13 protein-coding genes are annotated in these 13,488 nt (G+C 40.5%); 10 read left to right on the top strand and 3 right to left on the bottom strand.

Features of this window, described 5'->3' with window-relative positions; genetic code table 11:
* The first annotated feature begins 11 nt into the window (after nucleotides 1-11).
* From LCM11_RS04395 to LCM11_RS04385, 3 genes are all read left to right on the top strand, one after another.
* Nucleotides 12-1,154 carry a cysteine desulfurase family protein gene (locus LCM11_RS04395; RefSeq protein WP_224893016.1) on the top strand — a complete coding sequence of 381 codons (1,143 nt, stop codon included), beginning with the start codon at nucleotides 12-14 and terminating at the stop codon, nucleotides 1,152-1,154.
* 3 nt (nucleotides 1,155-1,157) lie between these two features.
* Nucleotides 1,158-2,366: a tRNA uracil 4-sulfurtransferase ThiI gene (thiI, locus tag LCM11_RS04390; RefSeq protein WP_224893015.1), complete on the top strand. Its 1,209-nt coding sequence runs from the start codon at nucleotides 1,158-1,160 to the stop codon at nucleotides 2,364-2,366.
* Between the two features lie 128 nt (nucleotides 2,367-2,494).
* The gene (locus tag LCM11_RS04385; protein ID WP_224893014.1) at nucleotides 2,495-4,081 is read left to right on the top strand and encodes an amidohydrolase; all 1,587 of its coding nucleotides are present in this window, start codon (nucleotides 2,495-2,497) and stop codon (nucleotides 4,079-4,081) included.
* 50 nt (nucleotides 4,082-4,131) lie between these two features.
* Here LCM11_RS04385 and LCM11_RS04380 read toward each other — a convergent pair whose 3' ends face one another.
* A complete protein-coding gene (locus tag LCM11_RS04380) occupies nucleotides 4,132-4,935 on the bottom strand; it encodes an NAD kinase (RefSeq protein WP_224893013.1) in 804 nt (267 codons plus the stop codon).
* A gap of 237 nt (nucleotides 4,936-5,172) precedes the next feature.
* Here LCM11_RS04380 and LCM11_RS04375 point away from each other — a divergent pair, with 237 nt between their 5' ends.
* The 4 genes from LCM11_RS04375 to LCM11_RS04360 all read left to right on the top strand — a co-directional run bounded on the left by LCM11_RS04375 (nucleotide 5,173) and on the right by LCM11_RS04360 (nucleotide 8,930).
* Entirely contained in the window at nucleotides 5,173-6,165 is a 993-nt protein-coding gene (locus LCM11_RS04375) for a class I SAM-dependent methyltransferase (protein ID WP_224893012.1), read from the top strand.
* Nucleotides 6,166-6,287: 122 nt separating this feature from the next.
* Nucleotides 6,288-7,478 (top strand): acetate kinase, encoded by a 1,191-nt coding sequence (locus tag LCM11_RS04370; protein ID WP_224893011.1) that lies wholly within the window; start codon nucleotides 6,288-6,290, stop codon nucleotides 7,476-7,478.
* A 104-nt stretch (nucleotides 7,479-7,582) separates the two neighbouring features.
* Nucleotides 7,583-8,434, top strand: coding sequence for an EcsC family protein (locus tag LCM11_RS04365; protein WP_224893010.1), 852 nt, complete (start codon nucleotides 7,583-7,585; stop codon nucleotides 8,432-8,434).
* On the top strand, nucleotides 8,415-8,930 hold the full coding sequence (locus LCM11_RS04360) for a molybdenum cofactor biosynthesis protein B (protein ID WP_224893009.1): 516 nt from the start codon (nucleotides 8,415-8,417) through the stop codon (nucleotides 8,928-8,930). Before LCM11_RS04365 ends, LCM11_RS04360 begins: the two co-directional genes overlap by 20 nt.
* Nucleotides 8,931-8,964: 34 nt before the next feature.
* Here the strand turns inward: LCM11_RS04360 and LCM11_RS04355 are convergent, their stop codons facing one another.
* A complete protein-coding gene (locus tag LCM11_RS04355; RefSeq protein WP_224893008.1) occupies nucleotides 8,965-9,423 on the bottom strand; it encodes a universal stress protein in 459 nt (152 codons plus the stop codon).
* Nucleotides 9,424-9,540: 117 nt separating this feature from the next.
* On the opposite strand from LCM11_RS04355, the gene LCM11_RS20365 reads away from it, so the two are divergent.
* On the top strand, nucleotides 9,541-9,666 hold the full coding sequence (locus LCM11_RS20365) for a hypothetical protein (protein WP_263622300.1): 126 nt from the start codon (nucleotides 9,541-9,543) through the stop codon (nucleotides 9,664-9,666).
* Nucleotides 9,667-9,727: 61 nt separating this feature from the next.
* On the opposite strand, the gene LCM11_RS04350 is transcribed toward LCM11_RS20365, so the two are convergent.
* Nucleotides 9,728-11,047 (bottom strand): purine-cytosine permease family protein, encoded by a 1,320-nt coding sequence (locus LCM11_RS04350; protein ID WP_224893007.1) that lies wholly within the window; start codon nucleotides 11,045-11,047, stop codon nucleotides 9,728-9,730.
* Nucleotides 11,048-11,155: 108 nt separating this feature from the next.
* On the opposite strand from LCM11_RS04350, the gene LCM11_RS04345 reads away from it, so the two are divergent.
* Both LCM11_RS04345 and ald read left to right on the top strand, forming a co-directional pair.
* A complete protein-coding gene (locus LCM11_RS04345) occupies nucleotides 11,156-11,914 on the top strand; it encodes an SDR family oxidoreductase (protein ID WP_318246135.1) in 759 nt (252 codons plus the stop codon).
* A gap of 157 nt (nucleotides 11,915-12,071) precedes the next feature.
* Nucleotides 12,072-13,190 (top strand): alanine dehydrogenase, encoded by a 1,119-nt coding sequence (gene ald, locus LCM11_RS04340; protein ID WP_224893005.1) that lies wholly within the window; start codon nucleotides 12,072-12,074, stop codon nucleotides 13,188-13,190.
* Nucleotides 13,191-13,488 lie beyond the last annotated feature (298 nt).

Here is a 13,488-nt window from a genome sequence, read left to right as displayed (position 1 = left end):
GTTCACCTTTTATGATTTACTTTGATAATAGTGCTACAACAAAGCCTCTTCCTGAAGTATTGGATAGTTACCAAAAGGTGGCTGGAGAACTCTTTGGTAACCCATCATCAGTCCATAGCTTCGGTGGTCAAGTAGAGCGCTTAATGCAGCAATCCCGTCATCAGGCAGCCCAACTATTAGGAGTAGAAGCTCAAGAAGTGATTTTCACTTCGGGAGGCACTGAGGGTAATAATATGGCGATAAAAGGAATTGCATTTATGCATCAATCAAGAGGAAAGCATATAATCACGTCTGAAATTGAACACCCTTCGGTCCTGGAAGCATTTCGCGCTTTGGAAACGTTAGGGTTTGAGGTCACATATATTGACGTAAATAAAGAAGGTAAGGTAGACCCTCAGAGTGTGGAAGATGCTCTGCGTAAAGACACCATACTTGTAAGTATTATGTCTGTAAATAATGAATTGGGAACTGTACAGCCCGTGAAGGAAATAGGGAGTAAACTTAAGCATTACCCCAAGGTATTTTTTCATGTGGATCATGTTCAGGGATTGGGAAAAATTCATATGCCCATAATGGAGTCAGGAGTTGACCTTTGCACAGTTTCAGGCCATAAAATCCACGGATTGAAAGGGTCAGGAGCTTTAATCATCAGAAAGAATGTTTCTCTTTTTCCTTTGCTGCATGGAGGCGATCAAGAGCTTGAACGGCGAGCGGGTACAGAAAATCTTCCGGCAAATGTTGCTTTTGTGAAAGCACTACGTTTAATCTTGGAAAAACAAAAACATTCGGGTGATCATTTATCTCAAATCCATCAATATATACGGTCAGAATTAAAGAAGATGGAACAGGTGGTCATCAATTCACCGGAGGATTCCGCTCCTCATATCATTAATTTTTCAATTCCTGGATTTAAACCTGAGGTGGTTATTCATTCCTTAGGAGAAAAAGAGATTTATATTTCTACAAAATCTGCATGCTCCTCCAGGGAACCAGAGGTTAGTGCAGTCTTAAAGGCATGCAACCTTGACTATGAGCGCACGAGTTCTGCTCTTCGAGTTAGTCTAAGTTACCAAAATACGAAAGAAGAAGCTGCTACGTTTATAGAAGCCCTTGAGAAAACGATTGAACAACTAAAAGAAACGATGAGGAGATAAACTATGAATTTCGATCATATTATGATTCGGTATGGAGAAATGGCTTTAAAAGGAAAGAAAAGAAAAATATTTGAGCAAAAGCTTCGGAATAATCTGTTCAAGAAACTTAAGGAATTTCCTTCTGTTCGAATCCAGAAAACAAGAGGCCGTATGTATATCTTGTTAAATGGTGAAAATCCGCAAGAAGTCATGGATAGATGCCAGGATATTTTTGGTATTCACAGCTTGAGTTTTGCTGTAAAAGTGGATAAAGAAGAAGAAGAAATGAAAAAAGCGGTATTGTTAGCCTTCCAGGATGCAGACCATGCGAAAACTTTTAAAATTTCAGCTAAGCGTTCAGATAAGGATTTTCCAATTGATTCTAAAGAGCTTAATCCTCTTTTGGGAGGATATATTCTCAGAAATACAGATGGGGTTACAGTAGATGTCCACCAGCCTGATGTAGAAATTAAGGTAGAAGTACGCCAGGAGGCAGCCTATATAACGGCTCAAGATTATCCTGGTGCAGGTGGTTTTCCAGTTGGTACGACTGGGCAGTCTCTGCTTATGCTTTCAGGTGGGATAGACAGCCCTGTTGCAGGCTACCTGACTATGAAGCGTGGAGTGGAACTTGAGGCTGTTCACTTTCATTCCCCTCCTTATACAAGTGAGCGAGCGAAACAAAAAGTGATTGATTTAGCACAAAAGCTATCCAATTACGGAAACTCGGTTAAGGTTCATGTCGTTCCATTTACAGCTATTCAGCAAAAGATTCATCAAGAAATGCCCGATGGCTATAGTATGACAATTATGAGACGAATGATGCTTCGAATTAGTGAAAAGCTTGCAGCTAGGCGAGGGATATTGTCTATGACTACGGGAGAAAGCCTGGGTCAAGTAGCGAGTCAAACGATGGAAAGTATGAATACCATCAATGAAGTGACGAACTACCCCGTTCTACGGCCACTTATTTCTATGGATAAAGTTGAAATTATTGATATTGCTAGAAAAATTGATACCTATGATATTTCGATCCGTCCTTACGAAGATTGTTGTACTGTATTTGTACCGAAATCCCCCAAAACGATGCCTACAAGAAAAAATGCAAATTACTATGAATCAAACAGTGACTTTAGTGCAGACATTGAAAAGGCTCTCGATGAGACTTATATTGTAGAAGTTGACCATTTAGCAGGAAAAGACCAAAAAAATGACTTTAGTGACTTATTATAGTTTAATAATGATAAGAAGAAGATGCTCAGAATAATAGTGAAGCATCTTCTTTCTATATATGGAGCTCATGATATATGATGAATATATAGAACAAGAAGGAAACAGATAATTGGGGAGGATGGATAGACATGAAGCTTTGGTACGGTGGAAAAATCTATACGATGGAAAGAGAAGGCGTCTGGGTAGAAGCCGTTGTTACAAAGAATGGAAAGATACTGGAGATAGGGGATACTCAAGATCTATATAAAACCTATAAGAATGAAATTACAGAAGAACATGATCTAAAAGGTGCGGTTATGTATCCAGGATTCACGGACAGCCACCTCCATATAATCGGGCATGGAGAACGTTTGATGCGCCTGGATTTAACATTCATGAAATCAGCTGAAGAAGTGAAGCAGGCTTTGAAACTTCATGCGGAACAATTAAATCCTGGAGAGTGGATTATTGGTGATGGATGGAATGAAAATCAATGGGAAAATAAACGAATTATACATAAAGACGAACTGGACGAAATATCTTCCCAGCATCCAATGATGCTCACAAGAGTGTGCAGGCATGCGGTACTTGCCAATTCTGAGGCTATGAAGCTTGCCGGAATTGATAAAAACACACCTGATCCACAAGGTGGTGTGATCGTGAGGGATAATGAAGGAAACGCTACTGGTTTCTTCCATGAGAAGGCTCAGGATATGATTAAAAGAGCAATGCCGGAAGTAACGAAAGACTATTTAAGAAAGGCTACAGAGCTTGCTGTTAGGGATATGCATAAATACGGCCTCGTTGGAGGACATAGCGAAGACCTTAATTATTATGGGGGATTTAAAAAAACCTTCGACGCCTATACCGATGTGATTGATGGTTCAAAATTGAAGTTTAGAGCTCATTTACTTGTTCATAATGGAGTGGTAGAACAAATGGACGAAGAGTCTCTTGGCTACAAGAAAGGAACTGATTTTGTAGAGTTAGGCGCGCTGAAGATTTTTTCAGATGGGGCTCTTGGCGGGAGGACTGCCTGGTTGTCGGAAGCTTATTCAGATGATCCGGGGAACTTTGGTGTCCCTATCCACACTCAGGAGCAGTTGACTTCATTAGTTAAGAAAGCACGTAAACGTATGATGCCTATAGCCGTTCATGCAATTGGAGATCGGGCAGTAGAAGCGGTTATTCAAGCCATAGAAGATGAACCGCTTCCTACAGGAGAAAGAGATCGAATCATACATGCTCAGATTTTAAGACCAGATTTAATTCAGAAATTAAAAAATATGAATGTCGTACTAGATATACAGCCCACTTTTGTAGCTTCTGATTTTCCCTGGGTTATGGAACGGATAGGAAATGTAAGACTTAAAAATTCTTATTCCTGGAAGACTCTTATGGATGCTGGGATCATGTGTGCAGGGGGATCTGACGCTCCTATTGAAGAAATTAATCCTTTATTGGGCATTCGTGCTGCTGTAGATCGAAGAGCAACCTACGATCATTTGGTGTATCAAGTAGAAGAAAAACTTTCGGTCTTTGAAGCCATATCCTTATACACGAAAGGAAGTGCTATGGCCATTGCAAGAGAGGATTCGCAAGGGGTGATACAGTCAGGTTATAATGCGGATTTTACTATACTTGACCGCGATCTTTTTGCACTAAAGCCTCATGAATTGGCCGATGCTACTGTTACGATGACTGTAATAGATGAAGAGGTTGTCTACCAACGTTAAAAAATCCGGAGCGGGATCTGCCGCTCCGGATTTAACTTATTACAGTATTTTTATAGGAAGGTGCGCTTGACACGGTCCCAATAAGAATTATTTTTCAACTTGACGGTTTTTACTACCTGGTCACTTAGGCGAACTGTAACATCATAGATATTACGAATTGAGAAAGCCTCATTATCCATCCCGATAATCGGATAGTCATTTCCATCCTGTCGAACATGGAGTTTTAATGTGCGCTCACCGCTTAATATAAAAGAAGAGCCCAGGGTTCTAAAGCGATTGTTGTTTAAGGAAGCTAACTCACTAACTTGGAAACATGGTAATTTGGGATCTACTACAGCCCCTTTTGTGGACTTATTATAACCGGTACTTCCAGTAGGAGTGGCTACAATTAGTCCATCTCCCCTGAATGTTTCGAAGAGTAGGTCATCAATATAGACATCTATGTCAATGGATTTAATTAAAGTGGACCGCACACTGCATTCATTTAAACAATAGAAAGTGGATTCATTATTGACAGTTGCTTCAATAATTGGAAATCTACGAACTTCAACTTCGGCATTTTCCATTGCTTCTACCATTTCATCATGATGATCTATACTAAAGTCACAATAAAGCCCTGCTTCATTTTGACTTCGTATTCCAACATAGAGGCAATCTTGTCTGAATCCAGTATTTCGCACAGCCTGCAGAAATGTCCCATCACCGCCGACGGCAATAATAATGTTCGCATTTTTCGAATCTTCCACGATAGAAAAGTCTTTATCTCTTGCTAATTGATAGAGTGGTTTAAGTTTCTCATCCAGTTCCTGGTTCGGGTGATAATAAAAGTATAGGTTTCTACGTTGTTCAGCCATAAAACTTCCTCCTTATGTATTCTTTATCGTCATTTTATCATTATAATGCTCTTCCCGCACACAATTTTCAAACTAATCGGTAAAGTAGCGTATTGTTGAAACCCGCTGCATTATTCGATATGGTGGGGGTAGAGTTTAATTCGGAACAGCGCAATTACAATCAAGCTGGCGCATTACTGGTTAAAGTAAATGCGTCAATTTCTTGTTTGACCAGGCAGGCTGAAAAGGAGAATGAAGATGAAGCAAGAACAGGTAGAAAAACTATTTCAGTGGGTAGATGAAACAGCTGATATGATTTCTCAAGATATGAATATTACTTATTTGGAAGCCATCGCTGAAACATTAGACATTTTGTTCAATGGACAGCCTTTTAAGGATATGAGCAAAGAACTTCAAACGAAGCTTACCAATGAGCTTACGAAGATCAATAAGGATAATTTTGAAAAAGAAGAAATCCGAAAAGCCGTACAACTTGCTATCTTAAAAGGTATGAAAGGAGCGACACAGCAGCAGCATTTAATCACTCCTGATTCTGTAGCAATGTTTATGGGCTATTTGGCTTCTAAACTTTTTGATAACGAAGAAAACCTGAAGTTATTTGATCCTGCCTCAGGTTCAGGAAACTTAATTACTTCTGTAATGAACCAGCTTGAAATGCCATTAACAGCATACGCAAGTGAGGTGGACCCTACACTCATACAGTTAGCCGTAACCAATGCCAACTTACAAAAGAATAATATTGAGTTCTTCCACCAGGACAGTTTGCAGCCATTTTTGATGGAGCCTGTGGATTTTGTGCTGGCTGATCTTCCGGTAGGTTATTATCCCGATGATGTCCAGGCATCACGTTATCAGCTAAGAGCGGAAGAGGGGCACTCCTATGCGCATCACTTGTTCATTGAACAAGGATTGAACTACACAAAAGAGGGCGGATATTTAATGTTTATCGTCCCGAACTTCTTATTTGAAAGTGACCAGTCGAGGGAGCTGAATGCATTTTTAAGGGAAAATGCTCATATAGTCGGTATGCTACAGCTTTCCGATTCGTTATTTAAAAATGAGAAACATGGTAAAAGTATCCTGATCCTTCAAAAGAAAGGTCCAGAAACTAAGCCGCCGAAGCAGGCTCTGCTTGTCAAGCTTCCGTCCTTTAAAAATCCAAACGCTATGGGTGACATTCTCGGTCAAATGAATCAATGGTTTGATGAATATAAAACTGCACAATTGTGAGAAAATAACGAATATAAGAAGTAAACGTTATCATGTTCTTTCTATCTTGAAAATGAGGGAAACGGGTGGTTAAATGGTAGTGGTAGAAACATACGAACCTAATTGTAAGGGGATGAGCAACGTTGAGTAATAAAATTCTTGCTATAAATGCAGGCAGTTCATCACTAAAATTTCAATTGATTGACATGCCTGAGGAAACTGTAATTACTAAAGGGCTAGTAGAACGTATCGGACTTGAGGATGCGGTATTTACAATTGAAGTGAATGATGAAAAAGATAAGACAGTGACTGATATTCCAGATCACGGAGAAGCTGTGAAAATTCTTCTTGATAAACTGACATCTAATGGAGTAATCGATTCTTTAGATGAAATTAATGGTGTTGGCCACCGTGTAGTTCACGGAGGAGAACGTTTTAGTGAATCTGTGTTAATAACGGACCAAGTCATTAAGGAAATTGAGGAAGTGTCAGATCTTGCCCCGTTGCATAATCCGGCAAACCTAACTGGAATTCGCGCATTCCGTGAGGTTCTTCCGGAAGTCCCTCACGTTGCGGTATTTGATACAGCATTCCATCAGTCCATGCCGGAACAATCCTATCTTTACAGCCTTCCTTATGAATATTATGAGGAGTATGGCATACGTAAATACGGTTTCCACGGTACATCTCATAAATATGTATCGGAGCGTGCGGCAGAGATGATGGGCCGCCCTGTAGAACAACTGCGACTGTTATCGTGCCATTTAGGTAATGGAGCAAGTATCGCGGCAATCGAAGGTGGTAAATCAATTGATACATCCATGGGCTTCACACCACTTGCAGGTGTTACGATGGGAACTCGTTCCGGAAACATTGACCCTGCTCTCATACCTTTCATTATGGAGAAAACAGGAAAAACAGCGAATGAAGTTATGAATGTATTAAATAAAGAAAGTGGTATGCTGGCTCTTTCCGGTTTTTCTAGTGACCTTCGGGACATAGAGATCCGTGCGAGTGAAGGTGATGAGCGTGCGGAGCTGGCTCTTGAAGTGTTTGCTGCACGTATCCACAAATATATTGGTTCCTATGCCGCTCGTATGCACGGAATTGATGGAATTATTTTCACTGCCGGTGTGGGTGAAAACAGTTATACCATGCGGGAGCGCGTATTAAAAGGTCTGGAGTTTATGGGAGTTTACTGGGACCCATCTCTAAATCAGATTCGCGGAAAAGAAGCATTCGTTAACTACCCTCATTCACCTGTGAAAGTGATGGTCATCCCGACCAATGAAGAGGTTATGATAGCTCGTGATACAGTAGAAAAAGGTCTATAAATATTTAGTAGCAATGGCGTCTGAATCAATCAGAGAGCCATTGCTTTTTTTTGAACATTCAGGCTACAATAATAATAAGAGTGAACCGGTGGGGAGTGTTGTTCATGACTTATGAACGCGTAGCAAAAGATATTGATAGTTGGCTTGAGCAGTACCGGATGTACCAGCCTAACGATTTTGAAATGCTTTATGATGATTGGATACGCCAGAGTTTTTATAATTTGGATCCAGAGGTAAAGGAAAAGTTTTTTTCAAAACTCGACGCCTGGTTTTTTCATACGCACGCTTTTTTGCAAGGCACGTCCTTTCAAAATGAAGCGAGGCAGCGGATTTTATCTGTAGGCAGGGTATTCTCAGAAGAAATTGAGAATATTACAGACATGAATAGGATGCTTAGTGTAGATCAGCTAAGTTACATAGCTCAGCAGCAAATTGCAAGGGGCAGGCTTTACTCCTTTGCACAAGGCGGGCTGACAGGTACAGGAGGATGGCTGTTACTCGGACTTGACTATCCTTTAATGATGGTTATGAATATCCGTGCCGTGCAGTTGATTGGTTTGACTTTCGGCCATGAAATGAATCATCCTTATGAAATGATGATTTCTTTAAAAGTTTTTCACGCGGCTACTCTGCCTAAACGGCTTCAGGTTCACGCGTGGAATGAATTGATGGGTGAAGTGAGTCGTAATGAACATCCTTATGTTTTTGAAGGGAACGATCAGCTAACAAATGAATCATGGCTTGAGCAGCCTATTAAACAATGTTTCAAATCGATGTTCATTTTAATGTTCCGTAAAAAAATCTTTCAGGGTCTTCCTTTTATAAGTATAGCAATAGGTGCTTATTCTAATTATCATTTAACAAGACAGGTAACTGAATTTGCAATGAAATTTTATCAATATCGGTACTTACTGGATCATAAGGAGGAAGAGAGTGATGGCAGTCGAAGATCATAAGAGAGAAGCTCCTTCATCGGTAAGGTGCATGGTTCTTACCATAAGTGATACTCGAAATACGGATACAGATAAGAGCGGAAAGATTATTATCGAAAAACTTACAGAGCAATCTGAGCATAAGGTTAATGAATATAAGATTGTTAAGGATGATCAAACAAGAATAGCAGAGGCTGTTAAGCAAGGATTGGATAACCCGGATATTGACGTAGTTCTCTTAAATGGAGGAACGGGTATTGCGGATCGAGATGTTACGATTGAAGCAGTTCAAGCTTTAATCACAAAAGAGATCCCCGGATTCGGTGAACTGTTCCGGATGCTGAGCTACAACGAAGATATTGGTTCAGCTGCACTTTTATCACGAGCAACAGCGGGAGTTAGTGAAAAAACAGCTGTTTTTTCAATGCCAGGATCAAGCGGCGCGGTAAAATTGGCTATGGACCGTCTGATACTGCCGGAAATTTCACATGTTGTCCGAGAAATTAATAAAGAAGAATAAAAATAACCCCCATCTTAGTTGATGGGGGTTATTTTTATTCTTCTACAACTGACTTTTCCGGACGTACAACAAGGACATCACAGGTGGCGTAACGGGTAATATGCTCAGAAACACTTCCAATGAAAAAGCGTTCCATGGCATTTAGACCGGTAGCCCCGCATATGATAAGGTCTGCATTATGTTTTGGGGCCACATCTTTAGCAATTTTTATTTTTGGGGAACCATACTCAACAACTACTTGTACGTTGGTAACGCCTGCTTTTTCCGCTTTAGACTTATAATCATTTAATAAATCCGTTGCGTACTTTTCCGCGCGTATGGCCAAAGAACGATCGTAAGCCTCTACCGTAGCAAAAGCTCGAGTGTCTACTACATGTGCTAGAACCAGTTTAGCATCATTTCGATTAGCAATATCAATTGCTTTTTTGAAAGCACCCTCTGCTGTTTCTGAACCATCCACTGCTACAACAATATCTTTGTACTCGAATGTCATTATGAATGCCCCCTTCCTGTTTCTCACCTTTATTATATCATGTTCTATTTTGATTTAGACTTATAATTCAAGCATAATTTGGGGAGTTTTGTGAACTTTAAGAAAGAGGTGAGAAAAATGAAGAAACCAGAAAATCCTATAGAACGTGAACAAAAGTTAGAGAGAGAAATGACTGCACCACTGAATGAAAGTTATCAGTCCATAAATAAGAACGAGACAAAGAAAAAGTCAAGCCAATCATAATAAAATCCCACCACCTCCGATTAAGGAGGGGTGGGATTATTGGGTTTTATTACTGATCTTACTAGCCCCACGACTTATGTCTCATAAACCAGGGATAGGTAACCATTAATATTGTAAATGTGATAAACCCAGGCGACCAGTTGTCAGGAAAAATGAAATACATGAAGCTTCCAAGTATGATAAAAATCAAAGCATACGGGTTAATACTTGACGTTTTAGTTAACTGCTCAATAGCTTTCTGATCCAGATGCAGCCGTTTAACGATTAGATAATCACCAGAAATGACTGCAGAAATGGGTATGATCAAACCTCCGAGTAATGAAATATAAGATTCAGCTTCATTGACCAGGGAAGGGAAGCCACTTAATAAGACCCCAAGGAATCCAAACAGAACCGCACTTTGAACACGAGTCAGACGGCTGAAAGTATTTAATAAACTATATCCTCCGGTATAAGCATTGCTAATGTTAATCGAAATCATGGACACTACTGCGGTTAACGTGATTACGCCAATAATAACAGGGGAATTTGTTTGACCGCTTGAAGATACATAAGGGTTAATATCATGGAATAAATAGGCGGATGCACACCCGATTAAGGCGGTAATAAAGAAGCCGATTCCATTTCCTATAAGCAATCCCCAGAACCCGTGAGCCGGTGTTTTTGCATAGCGTGTCATATCAGCTGAAGCACTTACGCCAGAGACGTATTGTACAAAAGCCAAGCTGGCGTAGAAAAACATAGTAGTTATGGAACCCTGAATAGGTTCCAGTTGGAATGTAAACCATGCGGTCTCCCCATGATTTGTAGTAAAGTATATATATAAAATTATAAACTCTCCAAGTAAAAGAAAAGGAAGAAAGTAAGTGGTGGCTTTTTTTACAGCATCAAAACCTATTATAGCGAGGATTACCATCAGGATAGATAAAGGGATTGAGAACAGTAAAAAAGGCACCTCTTGACCTGTCATCCTAATGAAAAGCTGCTGAATGACATATGTACCGCCTATGGTCTGTACGCTAAACCAATAGAGAGAGGTTATACTTCGAATAGGAGATGAAAGAAATCGGGCTCCCTGCACTCCGAGAATGGTGCGTATGGCATATTGCGCAGGGATTCCTAAACGAGCTCCGGGTAACGATAAATAAGAGACAAACAAAAAACCCAAAATTGCTCCAAGACATGTTGTAAGAACACCGTTCCAAAAGGATAAACCGCCTTCCAGCACGGCCAGGGCAGGTACGAGAAAGTTTCCTGCGTTAGCCGCTACGGCAATTTGGATAAATGCAAAGCGATACCATGACGTATTTTGTCTTATTTTGGGCACCGCTTCTAAACCGATTGTTTCAATTAACTCTTTACGTGAGGCAGCTGCCTTCATTTCATCCACGTCCTCTCTGCCGCATTTTATTGTACCTAAGGCAGGAGGCCTTGTAAATAAATAGTAGGGAAGTCAAAGATCAATGGGAGTTCAATGGGGGGATTGACAATGAGGCATGCGATTATAACTGCTGGATCTAAAGGTTTGGGCAGGAAAGTTACGGAGCAGTTTATTGAAAAAAACATTTCAGTGACGGTCACTTATTTAAATGATAAAAAATCAGCCATGACGTTGTATGATGAATTCCCGGAAAAGAAGGACAAGATCCATATCGTGAAAGCTGATGTTACAGAACTACAGGATTTACAGACGTTGATTCAAGAAACCATTCAAAGGTTTGGAAGAATTGATTATTTAATTAATAATGCAGGACCTTATATATTTGAACGTAAAAAATTGATGGATTATTCTACGGAAGAGTGGAACTCTATGGTCAAAGGAAATCTTGATGCCGTTTTCCATTTAATGAAACTGACGGTTCCTTACATGCGAGCGCAATGCTTTGGACGAATTATTAATTATGGTTTTCAAGGAGCCGGTTCGGCTTCTGGCTGGATTTATCGGTCTGCATTTGCTGCTGCAAAAGTTGGTCTTGTATCTCTTACAAAAACGGTCGCTTACGAAGAAGCTGAACACGGTATTACTTCTAATATGGTGTGTCCTGGAAATATTGTGGGTGAGTGGAAAGAATCCTCAATTGAGAATGGTCGAAAAACCAAGGATGATTGTACTCCGATTGGACGACCGGGAACGGGGGAGGATATAGCCCGCACTATTGATTTCTTATGTCATAAAGATTCGGATATGATAACGGGAACTATATTTGAGGTTACAGGCGGTGTCGATGTGATCCACAGGCACAGGTAGAAAACTGAATATTTCAACATTTGATAAAAGGTAACCATTGGCGTACTGTTTTGTTACAATGAAAGGGCTTACAAAATAAACATCTACTTTCTATTGAATAATCATGTTATAGTGGAAATCGATAAATAGAGAGAATGGAATAGGAGGTTGAACGGCCTTGAAAATTGGAGTGCCAAGAGAAATTAAAAATAATGAAAACCGAGTAGCGATGACACCCGCAGGAGTTGTAACTTTGACCAATGCAGGTCATGAAGTTTTTGTAGAAACTAATGCAGGAGCTGGCTCAAGTTTTACTGATGCTCAATACAAAGAAGCGGGAGCAAGCATTGTATATTCTGCCAAGGAAGCATGGAGTCAGCAAATGGTGATGAAGGTTAAAGAACCACTTCCTGAAGAGTATGAATATTTCTTTGATGGTCTTATATTATTTACTTACTTGCACCTGGCACCTGAGCCTGAACTTACGAAAGCTTTAGTTAAGAAAAAAGTAATTGCGATTGCCTATGAAACGGTGCAGGCCCCCAATGGATCTCTGCCGCTTCTTACCCCTATGAGTGAGGTAGCTGGAAGAATGGCTTCTCAAATTGGAGCTCAATTTCTGGAAAGCTCTCATGGCGGTAAAGGCATTCTTCTCGGTGGAATTCCAGGAGTACGTAGAGGTCGAGTAACAGTTATTGGAGGCGGTGTTGTCGGAACTAATGCGGCAAAGATTGCCATGGGCCTTGGTGCGGATGTTACTATTATTGATTTAAACCCGGAAAGATTAAGGCAGTTGGATGATATTTTCGGATCGGATATTAATACTCTGATGTCGAACCCCTTAAATCTTCAAGAATCATTGGCAGAGTCTGATCTGGTAATTGGAGCGGTGCTCATACCCGGGGCTAAGGCTCCGAAACTGGTCACTGAAGATATGGTTAAATCGATGAAGGAAGGATCCGTTATCGTAGACGTTGCTATTGATCAAGGCGGTATCTTTGAAACAACGGATCGAATTACTACACACGATAATCCTACTTATGAAAGACATGGTGTGCTCCATTACGCTGTGGCTAATATGCCAGGAGCTGTTCCTAGAACATCAACTATTGGATTGACGAATGTAACCGTTCCTTATGCCTTACAGTTAGCTAATAAAGGGTATAAAAAAGCCTGCCAGGAGAATGAGTCTCTCTTTAAAGGAATAAATACACTTGAAGGTTACGTTACTTACCTTGCCGTTGCTGAAGCCCAGGGGCTCGAATATGCGGATGCGAAAGATTTAATTCATCAGTAAATAAACGAAAAAGAAGCGAAGGGATAATGCTCCCTTCGCTTCTTCTATGTTGATTATTTTTTCATCATAGTCCCTGTTAAAGATAAGCTCCCGTTTGTTGAAGACTTGATTTCGAGATAAATCGGGTCCGTTACTTAATATAGAGAAGGGATGGCTGCGGAAACAACTCGCTTTCCTGCGGGGGAACTGGCAAGTCTCCTCGCTCGTTTCACTCCCTGCGGGGTCTCGCCTAGCTCCTTCTCCCGCGGGAGTCTCGTCGTTTCCTCCGCCACCCCAGCCATTTCACATGAACGGACCC

This window comes from Halobacillus halophilus, from assembly GCF_020171985.1.
GTDB classification, from domain to species: domain Bacteria; phylum Bacillota; class Bacilli; order Bacillales; family Halobacillaceae; genus Halobacillus; species Halobacillus halophilus_A.
The sequence above is the reverse complement of the archived record's forward strand: the minus strand, read 5'-3'. Positions and strand labels throughout refer to the sequence as shown.